Below are 20,054 nucleotides of genomic sequence, written 5' to 3'. Positions count from 1 at the left end.
TTTCCTTTCAATCAAACTATAGCAAACATTATTTCTCCGCTGCAGGCCAGCTTGCCTGCTACCCTGGCTTCAGCTTTAGCCCGGCCAATTGTTCTTCTTAAATTCAATAATTCAACTTCCATGGTTAGTATATCCCCAGGCTTTACCAACTGTTTAAACCTCACCTTCTCTATGCCGGCAAAAAGGGCTAACTTGCCCTTGTGCTCTTCTAGGGTTAGCAGGGCTATTGCCCCGGCCTGGGCCATAGCCTCCACAATCAACACTCCCGGCATAATGGGGTTGGAAGGAAAATGGCCCTTGAAAAAATATTCATCTCCCCTTATTTTCTTTAAGGCCTTAATACGCTTTCCTGGTTCTAACTTTACTACTTGGTCCACCAGCAGGAAAGGCTCCCGGTGAGGAATAATATCTTTAATTTGTTCTTGATTTAGCATTATTGACACCTTCTAATATTTCTTTGGTTAATTAGACGGCCAGTCTTAGGCATGGTTTCAATATTAAAACAGCAAACTGCCGCTTCCTGGCCACAGCCTGCTGTTTTTATTTGACTGATAAAATAATAAGTTTAAGACAGGTTTTCAGGGTTTAAACCCTCCAGTTTTTTAAGAGTAAACATGCCATCTTTGCGGATGAGAATATCGTCAAAATAAATCTCTCCCCCTCCCATCTCCCTGGTCTGTATACTGATAAGATCCCAGTGTATGGCAGAATCATTGCCGTTGGAAGCTTCTTTGTAGCATTCTCCCGGGGTGAAGTGGAAGCTTCCCCTTATTTTTTCATCAAAAAGAATATCTTTCATGGGTTTTACAATATAAGGGTTTACCCCCAAAGCAAACTCTCCTATATACCTTGCTCCTTCATCTGTATCCAGTACCTGATTAAGACGCTTGCTGTCGCTGGCAGTAGCTTTTACAATTTTTCCCTGCTTGAATGTAAAGCTTATATTTTCATAGGTAAATCCCTGGTATACCGCAGGGGTATTATAGCTAATAGTACCATCAACTGAATCCCTTACGGGGGCGGTAAATACTTCACCATCAGGTATATTGTGTTGACCTGCACATTTTATGGACGGTATACCTTTTATGGAAAATCTAATATCGGTACCAGGCCCTACTATCCTTACCTTGTCTGTTTTATCCATGAGTTTTACTAAATTATCCATTGCCGCCGACATTTTAGAATAATCCAAATTGCATACTTTAAAGAAGAAGTCCTCAAAAGTTTCCAAACTGGTTCCGGCCAGCTGCGCTAATGACTGGTTGGGATATTTTAATATCACCCAGTTAGTGTGGTTAATCCTTACCTTGTTTACTGGATCTACATAGTGTTTCATGTAAGAATTGATGTTTTTTGGATTAATATCACCCCACTCATTGGCATTATCGCTGGCCCTTATGCCTATAAAGGCATCCATTCCTTTCATTTTTACCAAATCATATTCAGCCATAAAATCAAGCTGTTCTTTAGTGTTGTGTTTGAGCAGCTCTCTCTTGATGCTGTTATCCAATAAATCAACATAGGGTTCGGCCCCTATTTCATATACTTTAGAAATTAATGCTTTTACCAAAGGGAAAGCTGAACTGCCCACGCATTCTATCAGCACCCTCTGCCCTTTTTTTACCTGGCATGAATAACCTGTCAAGCCACTGGCCAGTTTATTGATCCTGCTATCTTTCATTACACTCTCCTAAGATGTTTATGCTCCATAATCTGTATCATTTGTCTTTTCTTTATAAAATTTGGCAAATAGCTATAATCAAGTATACTATGTTTGCCTTATTTTAAAAAAATATATATTTTTAATGAACGATTTTAATGTAACATTATATAATCAAAAATTAAACACCTCCTGGCTGGGAAAGGATATCAAATATTTTACCAGCATCGATTCTACCAATAACTATGCTTCCCTTTTAGAAAAAAAAGCTGAACATATAACTGAAGGCATGGTCATAGCTGCCGGCCAGCAAACCAGGGGCAGGGGAAAGCTGGGGGCAGAATGGGTTTCTCCGCCAGGTGGCCTTTATTTTACCCTTATATTAAAACCAAACCTTAAGCCCAGAAACATGCCCCAGATTACCCTTCTTTTTGCTTATGCCGCCGCCCGGGCATTGCAAATTAGATATGGCTTAAAAATAATTATTAAATGGCCTAATGACCTTTATTGCTGTAACAGGAAACTGGGGGGTATACTGGTAGAGCCCGAAAATATAAAGGATAATTTATATGTGAATTTGGGAATGGGATTAAATGTAAATTTGGCCTCTAAACACCTGAAACCTTATGAGGATACATCTACCTCCATTAGCGTTCAATTAGGCCATAGCGTACATCTGGAAACTGTTTTAGCCTCAATTTTAACCCAAATGGAACCTATGTATAGCCAGTTCATTACAAATAATGATTTTGCCTTCTGGTTTAAGCAAATTGAAAAAATACTAATCTACTAAGGATAGACCTTGTTTTATCCTTGAAATCAACTTTGGTACTATTTCCAAAATATCCCCCACAATTCCATAATTTGCAACTTTAAATATAGGAGCCGAACTATCTTTGTTTATGGCTATAATTATATCTGAAGTCTGCATTCCTGCCAGGTGCTGGATAGCTCCGGATATTCCACAGGCAATATATAGTTTGGGGTTAACTGTTTTTCCGGTTTGGCCTACTTGATGGGGATAAGCAATCCAGCCAGCGTCTACTGCTGCCCTGGAAGCGGCTACCGTGCCTTTCAATAAGTCTGCCAGTTCTCTTAACAAGGAAAAATTTTGACTGCCGCCCATCCCCCTGCCCCCGGCAACAATTACTTCATAGTCAGCCAAGTTTATATCCTGGTCCAGGTTATGGTCAACGTCTAGCAGTTTTTGCCGGTTTACCAATCCTGCCTTTTTTAAGGGCACCATCTCTATCTGTTCCGGCTTTGCCCCAAGTTCAACCTTTTTAAAAACATGAGGCCGTACCGTAGCCATCTGGGGCCGGGAGTTCTTGCAGACAATAGTGGCCAAAACATTGCCCCCAAAAGTGGGCCTGGTCTGTTTTAAAAGCCTAGTATCCTTATCAACTTCCAGCTCGGTACAATCAGCAGTCAATCCAGTCTTAAGCATAGCAGCCAGTTTAGGGGTCAATGTCCTTCCAAACGAGGTGGCTGCTGCCAAAAATATTTCCGGTTTTACCTCTCCTATGATTTGGAAAAGAGCCTGGCTGTAGGTATCATCCATGCCTTGCTCCCATCCGTCACTATTAAAAGCAAAAACTTTATCTGCCCCAAATTTGAAAGGCAAATGGAGTTGATCCTGGCTGGCTCCCATGCATACTCCACAAATATTTGTATTTAAAATTTTATTCAATTGGCGGGTTTTACTTAATAGTTCCAGGCCTGAATCCTTGATCCGCCCATCCTTGGTTTCTAAAAATACCATAAACCCCCTATAATCGGGGAAGTCTTTGATGGATTCTTTTGTAGTTAGCTGGATTGCTTGAAATTTACAGGCCGGGACACAAGCTCCACATAATATGCAGCTATCATTAATTACCGCTACTTTATTCTTTATATCTATGGCCTGGTAAAGGCATGATTTAAGGCATAAGCCGCAGCCGGTACATTTATCTTCTAAAACTTTTATCCCCATTAAATATCCTCCTGAACCCTGTTTAGTTGCTTTAGCTTTTTAAAAAGTTTTTCTACCTGCTCCTCCACAGAACCTTCCAGCATCATAACTTCATGTTTTATGGTAGGTATGAATACTTTAACTACCTGGGTAAATGAACCCTGCAGCCCCACCTGATCGGCATTAAGGCCCAAATCATTCCGGCACCATACCGGTATCTGGGCTTTGGCTGCTTTCAGCTTTCCCCTCAGAGAAGGCACCCTTGGCTCGTTTATTTCCTTTAAAACCGAAATAGCTGCAGGCATACTTACTTCTATGGTTTCATAACGGTCTTCGGCCAGCCTTTTCACCTGTAAACTATTTTTATCTATCCTGATAATCCGGCTAACATAACCTACAAAAGGTATGTTTAATATTTGGGCATATTCCGGGCCTACCTGGCCGGTATCCCCATCCAGTGTTTGCTTGCCGAATATGGTAAGACCCACCTGTCCAATTTTACTAGAAGCTGCAGCCAGGGTCTGGGCAGTAGCCCAGGTATCCGCACCGGCAAAATCCCGGTCTGAAACCAGTACCGCCCCATCTGCCCCTACCGACAGGGCATCTTTTAATATCTGCATTGCCTGTAAAGGTCCCATGGTCAATGCTATGGTTTGGCTTATGGCTTCCATTCTTTCATTTAAGCTAACCCCTTCCTCCAGGGCATACTCATCATAAGGATTAATAATGTTTTCAATGCCCTCCCTGATCAGGGTATTGGTTTGAGAATCAATTTTTATATCTGTGGTGCCAGGCACCTGCTTAATGCAAACTAAAACCTTAATATTTACCACCCCTTGGTTAAAATCCCTTTTTAATTAAGTCCAGGGCAATTACATCCCTCTGTATTTGATTGGTTCCCTCATATATCTGCAGTATCTTGGCATCTCGCATCATCTTTTCCACCGGATACTCTTTCATATAGCCATAACCTCCCAATACCTGAACTGCGTCTGTAGTTACTTTCATAGCCATATCTGAAGCAAAAAGTTTGGCCATGGCGGATACCCTGGATATATCTTTCTCCTGCTGGTCCACCCTCCGGGCTGCCATATAAACCAGGCTCCGGGCAGCCTCTACCTGGGTTGCCATATCAGCCAGCATATGGCGGATGGCCTGGAAGGTAGAAATAGGTACCGAAAACTGTTTCCTTACCTTGGCATAAGCCAAGGCTTCTTCCAGGGCACCCTGGGCCAGTCCAACCCCCTGCGCCCCTACTGCAGGACGTGACCTATCCAGGGTTTTCATGGCTATTAGAAAGCCCATACCTTCTTTACCTATCAGGTTCTCCCTGGGAATTTTGCATTGGTTAAAGATTAATTCCCTGGTAGCAGAAGCCCTTATTCCCATCTTATTTTCTTTTTTTCCAAACTCAAAACCTTCCATGCCTTTTTCTACTATAAAAGCAGAGGCTCCCCTGCTTCCCTTAGACGGATTAGTCATGGCAAATATGGTATAGATGTCAGCTTCTCCCCCATTGGTAATCCATTGCTTGGTTCCGTCTAGTATATAGCAGTTGCCCTCCAATTTTGCCTTGGTTTTAATACCACTGGCATCACTTCCTGCTTCAGGCTCGGTAAGCCCGAAAGCTGCCAGTTTTTGGCCCGAAGCCAGTGCAGGCAAATATTTTTTCTTTTGTTCTTCGCTGCCTGATATAAGGATGGGTAAAAATCCCAACCCGCTGGCGGCATAGGAGGTAGCAACACTTAAATCTCCCCTGCTTAGCTCTTCGGTGGCCAGGCATACTTCAAATATGCCGGTCCCCATCCCGTCATACTGCTCAGGTATGAATAACCTGAATAAATCCGCTTTGCCTATTTCCGCTAACAGTTCTGAAGGAAAAACCTGTTTCTCATCCAGCTCTGCCCTTACCGGCTTTATTTTCTGCTCAGTAATTTGCCGGCATATATCTACGACCATCTGCTGTTCCTCAGTAAAAGAATAATCCATAAGTTCCCCCGGATTAATACTATTTATAGTTGGTTAAAAAGACGGGCATCCAGGGGATTGGTTTCAAAATGAGTTGCTTTATTGAAACTTTAAATTGCTAGTTCCGTCTTTTGCCAAAACAGAACCTCTGAAAGGATATTGCTTATGGAACAGACAGTAAGCTTAAAGGTTAAAATAATTTTTACCATAACTTTTGCCTTCCTGACGGCATTAGGGGCAAATTGTTTTTTTTATCTACCTTTTACTCCAGTGCCACTTACCATGCAGGTTTTTACCGTATTGCTAAGCTCCCTTATACTGGGTATGCCCTATGCTTTTTATTCCCAGCTGATGTATGTGGGTTTAGGTTTTATGGGAATGGGAGTTTTTGCAGGATTTAATAATTCCTATACGGTACTGGCAGGGCCTACCGCAGGATATGTTTTAGGTTTTTTAGCAGCCTCCTTTGTATCCAGCTATATTTTTAAAAATATATCCAGTCCTAAAAGGGTATGGTGGGCATTAATGGCAGGGCTATTGTGCATATACAGTTTGGGATACATTCATATTTTATTTTATGTTAACAGGAGTATTGCCTTTAGCAGTGCTGAAGCCGCCAATGTTTTTAAGCTGGCTGTGTTACCCTTTATAGTACCTGATATAATAAAAATATTGCTGGCAGCAAATATTTATAAAGTTTTATCCGGAAAGGGTAAAAACCAAGATGAATAGAATAAGGTTAAACGATGTTACCTTAAGAGATATATTTCAAAATACTGATCTCTGTTCCGTGGATATCCATAAACTGGACCAGGTACTAGAAAATTATTCCCAGATAGGGTTTGATACCGTAGAGGTCCTGGGTGGGTCCACTTTCGAGAAAATGCTGGAAAACTGTTTCTATAAATCTCCTTTTCAGATTTGTGCCTATATAAAAAAAATGGCTCCAGAACTTAAACTGCAAGCTCAAATTGGAGGCAAAAACCTGGTAGGGGTTGATCTTTATCCCCAAGACTTAATTAATAAATTTATTGACCAATCCATAGCAAGCGGGATAGAAGTTTTTAAAATTTATGATGCCTTAAATGATTTTAAAGATATAGAATATACGGCCGAAAAGGTTATAGAAGCTGGGGCTTCTTTCCAGGGTATCCTAATCTATGAACATTCCCGGGATCATAGGTACTACCAGGATAAGATCATGCAGCTTACCTCTATGGGATGCAGCAGCATTTGCATAAAAGACGTTGAATCTACTCTATTGCCTTCCACTACTGCCAAGCTGTTTGAAAAAATCACCTCCCTTACGGATATCCCAATATTGTTAAGCAGCTATAACCTTAGGGGCCTTCAGGTCCTAAACTATTATAAGGCTTGTGCTAATGGAGGTGGTGGGGTTGACTTGAGTTTTTTACCCTCCTCATATCAAGATTACAGCCCCACCATTTTCGCTTTTTTATTAAGCTTAAAAGATTCCAGTATATCTTTTAACCTGAATTGGACTAAGGCCCTACAGGCATTTGAAATAGTTAAGAAAAACATATACCCGTTTTTAATCCAAGACTTTTTCTTTGACACTTCCTCCCTTTTCGAATCAAATCAGAGCCTGCTGCCCAAATGGCTGATAAGCTCGGTAGTAAGACAGCTTAAGGAAATAGGAGAGATGGAAAATATAAATAGGGTAATCAAGGAAATAATCACTATCAAGGGAGAGCTGGGCAATCCTACATTGGCTACCCCTATGGGACAAATAATTGCCAGCCAAGCCATCCTAAACACTTTAATTTCTGAAAAAAGATGGGAAATTGCTTCCGATGAAATAAAGAAATATTTAGCTGGTTATTACGGAAAACCTCCCCGCGATATCAAGTTGGAAGCCAGCATCCTGAACAGCATTAAGGATGACAAATATTGGGAGTTGCCTTCTGAAAACCTTTATAAGCAATGCCGGGAGGAACTAAAGAATATAACTGATAAACCGGAACATATATTAAGTTACTGTTTCTTTCCAGAAAAAACCATAGCATTTTTAAATAAAAAACAACCGTTACCCCCAGCCCAGACCGAGCAAGCAAAACAACACCTGGATAAACTCAGCTTAAAAAAGTTAAGGGAAATAACTGACCTGGTAGAAACTTCCAATATCGGGAATATTAATTTTGAGGTTGATGGAGTAAAGATATCCATAAACAAACAGTCTGCAGCCGCTCCCCCCTCTTCCCCTGAACCTCGAAAGCCAGATTACCAAGAGAACTTGATAGAGGTTAAATCTCCAATAGTGGGTACCTTCTACAGTTCACCTTCCCCACAGGCAGAACCCTTTGTCAAAGAAGGCCAAGCGGTCAGCAAGGGTGACACCCTGTGTATTGTTGAAGCCATGAAATTAATGAATAAAATTACTGCTGAACTTGATGGGGTGATAGATAAGATAATGATAGAGAACGAACAGCCGGTAGAATTTGGCCAGATTATAATGCTTATTAAAAAGGAAATTTGAATTGTTCAAAAGAGTTCTAATCGCCAATAGAGGCGAGATAGCAGTCAGGATTATAAGGGCATGCCAGGAAATGGATCTGGAAACTGTTGCCGTTTATTCTACTGCAGACCAGGATTCCCTGCATGCCAGGATTGCAGACAGAAGCATCTGTATCGGACCACCACCACCTCAAAAAAGCTATCTTAATATTAGCAATATAATCGCAGCTGCTGAAATAAGCAGCTGCGATGCCCTACATCCTGGTTATGGGTTTCTTTCCGAGAATCCTACCTTGGTAGATGCCTGTCAGCAAAACAGCCTAACTTTTATTGGACCGCCCAAAGAATCCATAATGCTGGCCGGCAATAAATCCAAGGCCATAGAAGTTATGCATCAAAATAAAATACCAGTAATACCTGGTTCAACAGGCAATGTCATAGATACAAGGGAGGCATTAAAACTAGCACGGAAAATAGGATACCCCCTCATAATTAAAGCCAGTTTCGGCGGCGGCGGCAAAGGTATGAGGATATGCAATGACAAAAAGGATTTAATGAATTATTTTCCATTAGCCATATCTGAATCCAGATCATCTTTTGGCACGGAAGAGGTTTATATAGAAAAATATATATCCAAACCCCGGCATATTGAATTTCAGATTATAGCTGATAAATACGGCCATATTTCCTGTGTGGGAGAAAGGGAATGTTCCATACAGAGAAGGCATCAGAAGCTAATAGAAGAAGCTCCTTCCATGGCTCTGTCCCCCAGAGACCGTAAAATTATGTATGAAATGGCTGCCCATGCTGCCCGGAGTATTGGTTACCAGAATTTGGGAACCATAGAATTTTTAATGGATCATAAGCATAACTTTTATTTTATTGAGATCAACACCCGTATCCAAGTAGAGCATCCCGTAACCGAAATGGTTACCGGCCTGGATTTAATCAAGCAGCAGATATTTTTAGCCTCAGGCCAAAAACTGAATACCGGGCATGATTATTCCGGCCGCGGACACTGCATTGAATTCAGGATAAATGCAGAAGACCCGGATAAGAACTTTTCTCCCAGTCCAGGCCATATAACTGACTACCACCTACCAGGAGGGCCCGGCATAAGGGTAGATACCTTTGTACATGCTAACTCTAACATATCACCCTTTTATGACTCTTTGCTGGCTAAGCTTATAGTATGGGGAAATGACAGGCAAGAGGCAATAGCAAGGTCCAAAAGAGCTTTAAATGAATTCAAAATAAAAGGTATAAAAACTACTATACCTTTCCATAAAAGAATTCTGGAAAATAAGAATTTTAATGAAGGCAAAATACATACCCATTTTATTGAAGAAGAAATGGGAGTTTAGCTAACCATTATTTTAGAAGCTACACCCCTGCCTATGGCTAACCGGTAATTTCTAACAGCTAGTATAATAGGACCAAGCATATTACGGCTTAACACTTTGATCTTAGTGCCGGGAACCAAGCCCATATCAGCCAGTTTCCTCCTCATTCCATATCCACCTGCAATTTCCGCTATAGTCAATTCAATATTTGGTTTTGCAGATGCCAAAGACATCAATTTAGTATTTTCCATAATTTAGGCATGCTTAACTTTTTTTATTAGTTTATACCTTTTAGTCAAAATGTCAATCAGCTTAGTAGTTTGACATCAAAAATAAATTAGAATAACATTTATTAAATTATTTAGCTAAACTTTACGCTTTAAGGAGTAAATATATGGTTTCGTTTACCAGCACAAAGCAATTTAAACCTAAACCAAAGCCGTTCCTGCATCTCAGATGCATCTATAGGGTTCTGTTTTTTTTAGAAGAAAAACTAAAGGAACTAATCTTTGACTGCAGGTCTTGTGGTCAATGTATCCTGTCCACTACCGGTTTTGTCTGCCCTATGAGATGTCCCAAGGAATTAAGAAACGGTCCCTGCGGTGGATCTCAAGAGGGTAAATGCGAGGTAGACAGCAGTAAAAAATGCGTTTGGAATGAAATATATGAGGGGGCTGAAGCCTTAAACCGGCTGAACCTCCTTTACCAGTTTCAAATTCCTACAGATAAACAGCTTAAAGAAACCTCAGCCGTTGTAAATTATGCTGACAACCGGATAGAAGGCATGAAATTGGCCCTGGCCAACCATGGGAATGCATTAAGCCAATTATTTAAGATACTTTTCCGTATAATAAAAATAAGGTGGCAAAAATTAATACACCCTTCCCTGTACTGGATTAAACATGAATCCCACTACAAAGACGTTTAATAATCAAAAATGGCCACCAGAAGTCCTTCCCTATCCCTTATAAACAAGGTGTCGCCACTGTTATTCCATACAGGGGTATCGCTATTCCAGTAAAAGTGGCCGTCTTCATTTTTGCCGTAACCACTATGTACAAAAATGGTTTGGCCGCTTTGTAGTTCAAACCTGGGGAACTTAAAAATGTTGGTTCCCCGGTCTTTGATAGTAAACCCTGTTACATCCATAGAAAAAGAAGAAGTATTAGTAATTATTACATATTCCTGATTGATATTCTGGCTGTCATCACCAGGGGCATCATATTGGATTTTAACCTCCAGGGGGGAGCTGCTTTGTTCCCACAAACCCAAACTGTTTTGCCTGGCGTATTCCTGGGCCTGAAGCAATTGATCCTGATGTTTTAGATCCGGCGGATAACTATAAGAATGGGCAAAACCCCGTTTTACCATTTCCAGATTTACAAACAAATTGTCCTTATATACATATCTCAACAGCCGGCCGTATTGGTCCAGGTCAGAAATATCTGATTCCAGCTTTATATTTTTCCCTTCTACCATAGCTTCCAGGGCTTGTTTGGCTTCCCTATAAAAATACTGGCCTTCTTCCGGGGTATTTATGCCAATTAGCCTGATTCTCTCTCCGCCTTCTATAACCAAAGTATCTCCATCAATCACTTCCGCTACTATAAATCCTGTATTGGCCCTTTCGCTTGTATCTTCAATTCCGGGCTTATAATAAAATAATCCGCAACCCACTGCCGATATTAATACTATAATTAAAACTATCAGGCTAATTATTTCTGATTTTAGTGAAATCATCCCAGTCCTTTTTATTTAGCCTGGCCCCTAGATTATAAAAAGAAGTATTAGATTGCTTGTTTAGCTGGTTTACTTGCTGCCTTAATTGTGTTTTAAGCTCATTTAACTGCAACCCGAATTCCCGGGAAGACAGCCTGTATACATTTTTCCTGAACACCACTTTTTGCTGTACATAATCTGAAGTAACCACAAAAATTTTATTGTGGCTTTGATCCTGGTTTACCATTTCTTCTATAACTGTGTCTGCAGTCTCCCCTTTTTTGGAATAAATAATCCTCACTTGATTAATCATATGAGTAGTCCTGGTAGCATTGCTGCTGTGGCGGGCATCAAAAACCAGGACCACATCTTTATTTTTGCTGGCTTTATACCCGGCAAGATCATTGATTAGGCGATCCCGGTAGTAGGTTAGGCTGTCATTGTCCATTTTTGTTTCAGCTGCATAGTGAAATATGAAATTGTAGCCATCTACTATTACCAGTTCATTCATTGTTTCATCTCCTGGTATACCCAGTGCATCAATATTCCGCTGGCTACAGAAACATTTAAAGACTGTATATTGTTGCTCATATCAATTTTTACTAGATAATCACACATCTTGGCAGTCAGATTACTGATGCCCTTACCCTCACTTCCCAGCACTATTACCAAAGGAAAAGCCAGGGGTACTTCCTTCATGGGTATTGAGCCTTCTACTTCTGAACCATAGATCCAGAAACCATTATCCTTAAGCTTTTGCAGGCTTCTGGCTAAATTGGTTACCCTGAACACCCTGGTATTTTCTAAAGCACCTGCAGAAGTTTTGGTTACTCTCTGATTTACCTGTGCACTTCGGTTTTTGCCAATAATAATTCCATCGGCTTCAAAAGCACTTACGTTTCTGATTATTGATCCAAAATTGCCGACATCAGTTATACCATCCAGCATAACCAAGAACCTTTTAGGAGAGTGCCCGGATTGTAGATAATTATCTAGCTGGTAATAATTATAGCTAGACACCTCCAAGGCAATACCTTGTGTCGACTCCAGATCCCGCCTGCTTAGAGACCTGGTTATATTAAGCTCAAAAGTATTTTTATCCTGCTCTACTATTTGAATTTTTTTCTTCTGGCATAGGCTCAAAATATTTTTTATGACCGGGGTTTTTTTCTTGCTTCCGGTTAAGAATAAGCGGTAAACCTTCCTCCGGCCGGCATTAGAAGTAAGCACAGCCAGCACTGCATTATTTCCGTATATCAATTCTGTATTATGGCCTGTTTGCATAATCAATATTGATTGTAATGCAATATATCTTTTAGCTGCCTTTTAGGAACATGCATGGTTTTATTATCATCCAGGTAATATTTTACGGATGAGTCCATATCAAAAACAATAGAAGATTGGGCAGGGTAGCCAAGTGCTATTACCAGTTCAAGCTGGTAATTAGCTGGTAATTTTATAATCCCTGCAATTTTTTCTTTATTGCAGGCACCTATAATGCAGCTGCCTATACCGTCTTGGAGAGCAGTCAATATAAGGTTCTCTACTGCCAGGCCGCAGTCAATCAAATAATAACCTGCCTTGGCAATCTGCTGGTTTATTACAACTGCAATGTAGGCCATCGGCTCTTCTCCGGGTGCCGGTGTACCCTCCGGTGATATGTATCCTGCCCATTTGGTTAAAGGAAAAATCTTCTCCCTTTGTTCTTTTTGATCTACTATTATATATTCCAAAGGCTGCATATTAGCAGCACTGGGAGCTAGCCTGGCAGCATCCACCATCCTGTTTAGGGCATCCTTAGCTATGGTTTTTGGCAAAAATTTACGGATGCTTCGGCGTTTGCCTATTAGCTCATAAACTTTATTCTCCATGTTCATACCTGTATATGGTCCCTTCTTTTCTGTCTTCTAATACAACTCCCCTTTTTTCCAGCTCTTCCCTTATCTGGTCTGCCTTAGCAAAATCCTTGTCAGCCCTGGCTTTATTTCTATGGGCAATATAATCTTCTATCTCCTGCTGGCTGATTTTTGATTTCTTCTCCGGATGCTCCACTTCATGCATAAAATCAAAACCCAGAATTTGCATAAGTTCCAGTATGAGCCCATAAACCAGTTCCAGCCCCTTTATAGACCATTCACTATTTTTAAAATTAGTATCCTGGATTAATGAGTTCACCTTTTTAATCATCTCAAAAACATCACCTATGGCTTTGGCCGAGTTAAAATCATCATCCATGCTGGACCTAAATTCCAACACAGCCTTATCAGCCATCTTTTGAAAATTATCATAATCATCTTTTTGTCCTGGTACCGGGGTTTTTTCTTCCATCAAAAACCTTATGTTCCTCAAGGTATTGGTTATCCTGGAAACTGCTTTAGTTGCTTCCTGAAGTTTTTCTTCACTAAACTCCAAAGGACTCCGGTAATGGGTAGAAAGAATATACATTTTTATAACATTATGGTTATATTTTTTTAGCAGGTTCTTTAGTATCCAGTTTTCTTTCAACCCACTGGATTTAGACATTTTTTCATCTTTGACCTCTATCATCCCATTGTGCAACCAGTATTTTACAAACTGACCCTGGCCAGGGTTAGCTGCTTCAGATTGGGCAATCTCATTTTCGTGATGGGGAAATACCAAATCCAACCCGCCCCCATGGATATCTATACTGCTGCCTAATAAATCAGTAGACATAGCAGAACATTCTATATGCCATCCCGGCCTTCCTTCTCCCCAAGGGCTGGGCCAACTAGGCTCTCCCGGTTTTGCTTTTTTCCAGAGGGCAAAATCCACTTTGTTCTTTTTGCCCAGCTCAGCATTATCATCCTGGCTTTTCATTTCTTCTATTTTCTGGCCGCTGAGCTTTCCGTAGGAGGGAAATTTAGCTACCTCAAAGTAGACATTTCCATCAACCACATAACCATATCCATTATCTATGATAGCCTGAATGGTTTTTATTATTTGATCAATCATGTTTGTAGCCAGGGGCATATGGGTAAAAGGCCCTACTTTAAGATTATCTAAATCCTCTAAGAAAGCTTCGATATACCTTTGGGTTATCTCCTTGTAGCTCACCTTTTCCTGATTAGCCTTATTTATTATTTTATCTTCTATATCTGTTATATTCTGCACAAACTCCACTTTATAGCCACGGTATTCAAGGTAGTTTTTTACCATATCAAATACTACTATGGGCCTGCCATTACCTATAGAAATGTAATTATATACGGTAGGGCCGCATACATACATCTTTACCTTATCCTTTTGCGCCGGGATAAATTCTTCTTTTTTCTTGCTTAAGGTATTAAAAACTACCAGATTACCCATTTTCCCCTTCCTTTTCGTTTTTCAGCTTTTTAAGCTCTGCTTCCAACAAATTTATACGAGCACAGCAATCACTTAATAGTTCATTAACCGGATCGGGTAATTTCATGCGATGAAACTCGTCCGAGAGCACCTTCTCTCCCCCTAACCTGACTATGCGGCCCGGTACCCCTACCACAGTACACCTTTCGGGTACAGGGTTAATTACTACCGCCTGGGCACCGATGATGGCATAATCTCCCACTGTAATTGAGCCCAGTACTTTAGCTCCTGCTGAAATGGTAACCCCATTGCCTATAGTGGGGTGCCTTTTACCTTTTTCCTTACCAGTGCCCCCTAAAGTTACCCCCTGGTAAATGGTAACATCATCACCAATTTCCGTGGTCTCACCAATAACTACTCCCATGCCATGGTCTATAAATAGCCTGCGTCCAATTTTAGCGGCAGGATGTATTTCAATACCGGTAATGAAACGGCTAACCTGCGAGCACCACCGGGGCAGAAAAGGAATTTTCTTTTTATGTAGCCAGTGTGCAATACGGTGGGCCACTACTGCATGAAGCCCGGAATAAGTAGTCATTATCTCCCAACTGCTTACTGCGGCCGGGTCCCTTTCTTTAGCTGCCCTTACCTGTTCTTTAATTTCTCCTATTAGCCCCACAATTATTCCATTTCCTTCTTTTAATAACTTTTCACTTATGGTTTAAGGTCTTCTACTTATATTATCAGTTTTGCCCTTGCTTTTAAATTGCTAAAAATAAATTATAATCCACTTTCATTATCAAACCCAGTTATACAGGATTATTCTAATAGAACCACACTTTGGGCTGCAATGCCTAAGCCCTGTCCGCAAAAACCCAACCCTTCAGTGGTAGTGGCTTTTATTCCTACTGCCCCTAAATCAATATTAAGCGTTTCTGCCAGGTTGTTCCGCATCTGCTCCATATATGGGGATAGCTTGGGTTCTTGGGCAATAACCGTAGAATCTACATTTACCAGGGTAAATCCCTTGCCGGTAACCAGCTGATTTACTTTCTTAAGAAGTTTAAGGCTGGAAATATCCTTATATGCTGAATCATTATCCGGAAAATTTACTCCAATATCGGGCAACCCTGCTGCCCCCAGCATGGCATCCATTATTGCATGTATTAATACATCAGCATCGGAATGGCCGTCTAGACCCAAGTGATAGCTTATATCTACCCCTCCCAGTATTAATTTCCGCCCCTTTTTTAGCCGGTGTACATCATATCCTATACCTACCCTCACCCTGTGACTCCTTTCCTATTCATTACCTTTCCTGCTCATAATCAGCTCCGCTAAAAATAAATCCGTAGGGGTGGTTATTTTAATGTTTTCATGCCTTCCCCTAAATATTTTTACCTTTTTTCCCAGCATTTCCACCAGTCCCGCATCATCAGTTCCCACATAATTGGAACTTACGGCCTGAAGATGGGCTTCCTTAAGAGTAGAATAGAAGAAAACCTGGGGAGTCTGGGCATGCCAGACCAAATTCCTTTGAATGGTTTTTTCAATTATATCGTTTCCTGAAATTTTTTTTATAGTTTCATAAGCAGGAGCAGCCATAATTATCCCTTTTATCTCCGGATCTTTTCGATTGGCAACAACTAAAGCAGAAATTATTTTATCTATCTCCTCTGCAGTTATCAGGGGCCTAACCCCATCATGCACTGATACTATGCTTGTATCCTGGGGAAGCTTCTGCAAAGCATTGAAAACTGATTCCTGCCTGGTATTGCCCCCTAATACCACTTCCTTTATTTTACTGTACTTATATTTCTTAATAATGTGGGTATTACAAAAATCTAAATAATCGGGGGAGACTACCAAATAAATTAAATCTATTTTAGAGGCTTTTTGAAAAGTATCTAAGGTATGAGCTACTATTGGTTTTCCATATAAATTTAGGAACTGTTTGCTAACATTGCTTTTAAGTCTGGTACCCCTACCAGCCGCGGTGATTATGGCAACATTCATATAATGGTCTTTGTTTAATAAATAAAAATGTTTATATCACAAATTAAGTTTTTGTACTACCCCTCCCCTTAAATTATAAGGTTCATTATACAAATAATACTCAGAAAATTTCTTTAATTTATCATAAAGTGATTTTGCCCTTACTTTTCCCATTCCGTTTACTTCTATCAAGTCATCCACGCTTGCTGCCATTATATTGCTGAGATTACCAAACCTCTCTATTAAATTATTTAGTACGGCTTGAGGCAGCCTCCGGGCTTCATTCACAATCCTTATACCCCTGGGGTGCACATTAAATTCCCGTAAGTTCCCTTCCGGATCATATCCTATCAGCTTGGCAATCTTATCCAAATCCAGGACCTCATCGGATGAAAGAAAATTTATATGGTCCTTGATCTGTAAAGCCGTTTCCTCTTGTCTGGGGTGGGAATAATCTTTAATTATCTTGATACTGTCATCTACTACATTAGCCATCAGCTCTTCTACCTGCATTTTGAGCAGCCTTCCATCGGCGCCCAGCTCGTATATATATTTTCTTACCTCTTTTTCTGTATTTTGTACAATAGCTGATCTTTGCAGCACACTTACTGCATCGAACAAGGTCACCAGATCTTCAAGTTCCCTGATAGTTAAATTAAAGGTTAGCTGGTCCAAACCCTTCTTGTATTTTTCCAAGGTCTGAAGGGCTTGGTTGGCCTTAGACAACACTACTCTTGGCTCTTCCAGCATATACTTAATATTGTCTATATATAAAGTTACAATATCCCTTTTCTGGGAAATAGATATAACCAGGTTCTTGGTCTGCTTAGCCACCCTTTCCGCTGTCCTGTGCCTGGTCCCGGTTTCCGAGGTCTCTATTTCCGGGTTGGGAAACAAATGGGTATTGGCATACAAGATCTTTTTAGCATCAGAACTAAGGATAATAGCCCCATCCATCTTGGCCAATTCATAAAATTTGGCAGGAGTAAAAGCAGTACCAATATAGAAACCGCCGTTTACCAGCTTCAGCACCTCATCAGAATCACCCACTACAACCAGGCCCCCGGTTTTGCCCTGCAATATGTATTCAATACCTGTTCTAAGCACAGTGCCGGGAGAAACCCTTTTAAGGCTTTCCAACAATAGCTTTTCTTCTTTTTTTTCCATCTTTTAGACTTTTAGCATACTGCCGTTTACTTTTTTTATATCAAATATCATCTGGCCATCTTCGGAGCTGACCCTTATCGCTTGGCCACTCTTTATTTCGCCATTTATGATTTTCTCCGAGATAGGATCTTCAATTAAGTTCTGTATACTTCTTCTCATGGGCCTGGCTCCCATTTTTTCATCATAGCCTTTATTCAGTAGCAGCTCTTTGGCAGATTCAGTAATTTCTATTATGATACCCTGCAGTTCCAGCTGCTGGGCCAGCCTGGAAATCATCAAGTCTATGATGCTGTAAATCTGCTCTTTAGTCAGTTTATGGAATACTATTACCTCATCTACCCTGTTTAAGAACTCAGGCCTGAAAGTCTGTTTTAGCTCACTCATCACCTTATCTTTTATTTCATTGTAGGACAGCTCACGGTTATCAGCAGCCTTAAACCCTAAAGGAGTATTCTTCTGTATCTCCCTTGCTCCCAAATTGGAAGTCATGATGATTACCGTATTTTTAAAATCAACCCTTCTGCCCTGAGAGTCTGTAAGATGTCCGTCTTCAAATATTTGAAGCAGAATGTTAAATACATCTGGATGGGCTTTTTCCACTTCATCCAGCAATATAACGCTGTAAGGCCTTCTCCTAATAGCTTCGGTTAACTGTCCTCCCTCATCATAACCCACATATCCTGGAGGCGAGCCTACCAGCTTGGATACAGAATGTTTTTCCATATATTCTGACATATCAATTTGTATCAGTGCCTCTTCCCTATCAAATAAAAATTCAGCAATTGTTTTGGCCAGCTCAGTCTTGCCTACTCCTGAAGGCCCTAAAAACATAAAGGAACCAATAGGTCTTTTAGGATCTTTTAATCCTGACCGGGTACGCCTGATAGCTTTTGACACTGTCTTTATAGCTTCATCCTGGCCTACTACCCGGCGGTGAAGCTCCTTTTCCATATTCATCAGTTTTTTAGACTCTGTGGAGGTTAATTTATAAACCGGAACCCCAGTCCAGCTGGAAAGTACTTCAGCTATTTCATTTTCATCTACCACTATTTTCTCGGTATGGTCGCTGCGCTTGTTTCTTTCTTCGATTTCCCTTTTTTCCTTAATAAGCTGCTTTTCCTTATCCCTCAGCTGCGCTGCCCGTTCAAAATCCTGCGACTTTATGGCATCTTCCTTTTCGTTTACAATTTTGTTTATATCCTTGTTTATCTCCTTAAGATCAGGAGGAGTTACCAATGCCCGTATCCTGACCCTGGAAGCAGCTTCGTCTATTAAGTCAATGGCCTTATCCGGCAAAAACCGGTCAGAAATATAGCGCTGGGAAAGCTTGGCTGCACTGGAAACGGCATTATCGGTTATGGTTAAATTATGGAAAGCCTCATATCTTTTCTTTAAGCCGTTCAATATTTCAATGGTTTCAAACACGCTGGGCTCATCCACATATATGGGTTGAAACCTTCTTTCCAAAGCTTTATCTTTTTCTACATATTTCCGGAATTCACTATTAGTGGTAGCTCCAATGGTTTGTATTTCCCCCCTGGCCATCATGGGTTTTAATATGCTGGCAGCATCAATAGCCCCCTCAGCTGCTCCCGCTCCTACCAAGGTGTGGACCTCATCGATAAATAATATTACATCACCATCTTCTTTTATTTCAGCCAGAACTTTCTTAAGCCTTTCTTCAAAATCACCCCTGTACCTGGACCCTGCTACCAATGAGCCCAAATCCAGGGTAAAAATCTTTTTATCCTGCAGGTTGGAAGGAACTGATTGTGATACTATCTGTTGGGCCAAACCCTCCACAATAGCAGTTTTGCCCACTCCAGACTCTCCAATAAGTATGGGATTATTCTTGGTCCTTCTGGAAAGTATCTGCATCAGCCTTTCTATTTCTTTTTTCCTCCCTATTACCGGATCAAGCTTGCCTTCCTGGGCCATCAAGGTTAAATCTTTGCCATACTGGCTTAAAGTCTTAAGAACTTTCTTTCCGCTTCTGGCCGAAGTCTGGTTATCCTGGCTTTGGGAGTAGAAGGGATACTTGTTTAGTACTTCCTTAACCTTGGATTTAACCGTTTCTAAAGTTATACCCAGGCTGTTAAGTACCCTGGCCGCTACTCCTTCCCCTTCCCTTAACAAACCCAGCAATATATGTTCAGTGCCAATATAGTTATGCCCCATCTGCAATGCTTCTCTTAAGGAAAGCTCTAACACTTTCTTGGCTCTGGGAGTAAACGGTATATGCTCATAAGATTCCGAGCTTCCTTCTGTAACCGAATCATTAACGGCATTTCTTATATCGGTAGCAGTAACATTAAGGGTTTCTAAAACCTTAGAGGCAATACCTTCCTTTTCATCTATAAGGCCCAGCAAAAGGTGTTCGGTTCCTATATAATTCTGCTTTAGGAACCTGGCTTCATCCTGAGCCCTGACTACAACTTTCCTGGCCCTTTCTGTAAATCTCTCAAACATA

At 40.8% G+C, this 20,054-nt stretch carries 21 protein-coding genes; 5 read left to right on the top strand and 16 right to left on the bottom strand.

Features of this window, described 5'->3' with window-relative positions:
* Positions 1 to 11: 11 nt before the first annotated feature.
* Positions 12 to 434, bottom strand: a complete 423-nt coding sequence (fabZ, locus tag PHN32_02375; GenBank protein ID MDD3776442.1) for a 3-hydroxyacyl-ACP dehydratase FabZ — start codon at positions 432 to 434, stop codon at positions 12 to 14.
* A gap of 131 nt (positions 435 to 565) precedes the next feature.
* On the bottom strand, positions 566 to 1,681 hold the full coding sequence (locus PHN32_02370) for an aminopeptidase (protein MDD3776441.1): 1,116 nt from the start codon (positions 1,679 to 1,681) through the stop codon (positions 566 to 568).
* A 124-nt stretch (positions 1,682 to 1,805) separates the two neighbouring features.
* Between PHN32_02370 and PHN32_02365 the strand changes: the two genes are divergently transcribed.
* A complete protein-coding gene (locus tag PHN32_02365) occupies positions 1,806 to 2,453 on the top strand; it encodes a biotin--[acetyl-CoA-carboxylase] ligase (GenBank protein ID MDD3776440.1) in 648 nt (215 codons plus the stop codon).
* Here the strand turns inward: PHN32_02365 and PHN32_02360 are convergent.
* Genes PHN32_02360 through PHN32_02350 form a run of 3 tightly spaced genes read right to left on the bottom strand, consistent with a single transcriptional unit; the run spans position 2,442 to position 5,600 of the window.
* On the bottom strand, positions 2,442 to 3,632 hold the full coding sequence (locus tag PHN32_02360) for an electron transfer flavoprotein subunit alpha (GenBank protein MDD3776439.1): 1,191 nt from the start codon (positions 3,630 to 3,632) through the stop codon (positions 2,442 to 2,444). The two genes, PHN32_02365 and PHN32_02360, sit on opposite strands and share 12 nt — an antisense overlap.
* Positions 3,632 to 4,435: an electron transfer flavoprotein subunit beta/FixA family protein gene (locus PHN32_02355; GenBank protein ID MDD3776438.1), complete on the bottom strand. Its 804-nt coding sequence runs from the start codon at positions 4,433 to 4,435 to the stop codon at positions 3,632 to 3,634. The genes PHN32_02360 and PHN32_02355 overlap by 1 nt, the downstream gene beginning before the upstream one ends.
* A gap of 16 nt (positions 4,436 to 4,451) precedes the next feature.
* Entirely contained in the window at positions 4,452 to 5,600 is a 1,149-nt protein-coding gene (locus PHN32_02350) for an acyl-CoA dehydrogenase family protein (protein MDD3776437.1), read from the bottom strand.
* Positions 5,601 to 5,744: 144 nt separating this feature from the next.
* On the opposite strand from PHN32_02350, the gene PHN32_02345 reads away from it, so the two are divergent.
* Genes PHN32_02345 through accC form a run of 3 tightly spaced genes read left to right on the top strand, consistent with a single transcriptional unit; the run spans position 5,745 to position 9,418 of the window.
* Positions 5,745 to 6,311 (top strand): biotin transporter BioY, encoded by a 567-nt coding sequence (locus PHN32_02345; GenBank protein ID MDD3776436.1) that lies wholly within the window; start codon positions 5,745 to 5,747, stop codon positions 6,309 to 6,311.
* Positions 6,304 to 8,076 carry an acetyl-CoA carboxylase biotin carboxyl carrier protein gene (accB, locus tag PHN32_02340; protein MDD3776435.1) on the top strand — a complete coding sequence of 591 codons (1,773 nt, stop codon included), beginning with the start codon at positions 6,304 to 6,306 and terminating at the stop codon, positions 8,074 to 8,076. Before PHN32_02345 ends, accB begins: the two co-directional genes overlap by 8 nt.
* 1 nt (position 8,077) lies before the next feature.
* Entirely contained in the window at positions 8,078 to 9,418 is a 1,341-nt protein-coding gene (gene accC / locus PHN32_02335) for an acetyl-CoA carboxylase biotin carboxylase subunit (GenBank protein ID MDD3776434.1), read from the top strand.
* Here the strand turns inward: accC and PHN32_02330 are convergent.
* On the bottom strand, positions 9,415 to 9,648 hold the full coding sequence (locus PHN32_02330; protein ID MDD3776433.1) for a FeoA family protein: 234 nt from the start codon (positions 9,646 to 9,648) through the stop codon (positions 9,415 to 9,417). The genes accC and PHN32_02330 overlap by 4 nt on opposite strands.
* A 143-nt stretch (positions 9,649 to 9,791) precedes the next feature.
* On the opposite strand from PHN32_02330, the gene PHN32_02325 reads away from it, so the two are divergent.
* A complete protein-coding gene (locus PHN32_02325; GenBank protein ID MDD3776432.1) occupies positions 9,792 to 10,325 on the top strand; it encodes a methylenetetrahydrofolate reductase C-terminal domain-containing protein in 534 nt (177 codons plus the stop codon).
* Here PHN32_02325 and PHN32_02320 read toward each other — a convergent pair.
* The 10 genes from PHN32_02320 to PHN32_02275 all read right to left on the bottom strand — a co-directional run bounded on the left by PHN32_02320 (position 10,322) and on the right by PHN32_02275 (position 20,053).
* Positions 10,322 to 11,137: a thermonuclease family protein gene (locus PHN32_02320; protein ID MDD3776431.1), complete on the bottom strand. Its 816-nt coding sequence runs from the start codon at positions 11,135 to 11,137 to the stop codon at positions 10,322 to 10,324. The two genes, PHN32_02325 and PHN32_02320, sit on opposite strands and share 4 nt — an antisense overlap.
* The gene (locus PHN32_02315) at positions 11,109 to 11,627 is read right to left on the bottom strand and encodes an NYN domain-containing protein (protein ID MDD3776430.1); all 519 of its coding nucleotides are present in this window, start codon (positions 11,625 to 11,627) and stop codon (positions 11,109 to 11,111) included. The genes PHN32_02320 and PHN32_02315 overlap by 29 nt, the downstream gene beginning before the upstream one ends.
* A complete protein-coding gene (gene rlmB / locus PHN32_02310) occupies positions 11,624 to 12,400 on the bottom strand; it encodes a 23S rRNA (guanosine(2251)-2'-O)-methyltransferase RlmB (GenBank protein MDD3776429.1) in 777 nt (258 codons plus the stop codon). The genes PHN32_02315 and rlmB overlap by 4 nt, the downstream gene beginning before the upstream one ends.
* A 2-nt stretch (positions 12,401 to 12,402) precedes the next feature.
* Positions 12,403 to 12,987, bottom strand: coding sequence for a nitroreductase family protein (locus PHN32_02305; GenBank protein ID MDD3776428.1), 585 nt, complete (start codon positions 12,985 to 12,987; stop codon positions 12,403 to 12,405).
* Positions 12,977 to 14,443: a cysteine--tRNA ligase gene (gene cysS / locus PHN32_02300; protein ID MDD3776427.1), complete on the bottom strand. Its 1,467-nt coding sequence runs from the start codon at positions 14,441 to 14,443 to the stop codon at positions 12,977 to 12,979. Before cysS ends, PHN32_02305 begins: the two co-directional genes overlap by 11 nt.
* Positions 14,436 to 15,092 (bottom strand): serine O-acetyltransferase, encoded by a 657-nt coding sequence (gene cysE, locus PHN32_02295; GenBank protein MDD3776426.1) that lies wholly within the window; start codon positions 15,090 to 15,092, stop codon positions 14,436 to 14,438. The genes cysS and cysE overlap by 8 nt, the downstream gene beginning before the upstream one ends.
* A 149-nt stretch (positions 15,093 to 15,241) precedes the next feature.
* Complete coding sequence (gene ispF, locus PHN32_02290; protein MDD3776425.1) at positions 15,242 to 15,709, bottom strand: 2-C-methyl-D-erythritol 2,4-cyclodiphosphate synthase; 468 nt, start codon at positions 15,707 to 15,709, stop codon at positions 15,242 to 15,244.
* A 15-nt stretch (positions 15,710 to 15,724) separates the two neighbouring features.
* On the bottom strand, positions 15,725 to 16,438 hold the full coding sequence (ispD, locus tag PHN32_02285) for a 2-C-methyl-D-erythritol 4-phosphate cytidylyltransferase (GenBank protein MDD3776424.1): 714 nt from the start codon (positions 16,436 to 16,438) through the stop codon (positions 15,725 to 15,727).
* 36 nt (positions 16,439 to 16,474) lie between these two features.
* Positions 16,475 to 17,584: a DNA integrity scanning diadenylate cyclase DisA gene (disA, locus tag PHN32_02280; protein MDD3776423.1), complete on the bottom strand. Its 1,110-nt coding sequence runs from the start codon at positions 17,582 to 17,584 to the stop codon at positions 16,475 to 16,477.
* A gap of 3 nt (positions 17,585 to 17,587) precedes the next feature.
* The gene (locus PHN32_02275; protein ID MDD3776422.1) at positions 17,588 to 20,053 is read right to left on the bottom strand and encodes an ATP-dependent Clp protease ATP-binding subunit; all 2,466 of its coding nucleotides are present in this window, start codon (positions 20,051 to 20,053) and stop codon (positions 17,588 to 17,590) included.
* Between the last annotated feature and the right edge of the window lies 1 nt (position 20,054).

This window comes from Actinomycetota bacterium, assembly GCA_028698215.1.
Taxonomy (GTDB): domain Bacteria; phylum Actinomycetota; class Humimicrobiia; order Humimicrobiales; family Humimicrobiaceae; genus Halolacustris.
The sequence above is the reverse complement of the archived record's forward strand: the minus strand, read 5'-3'. Positions and strand labels throughout refer to the sequence as shown.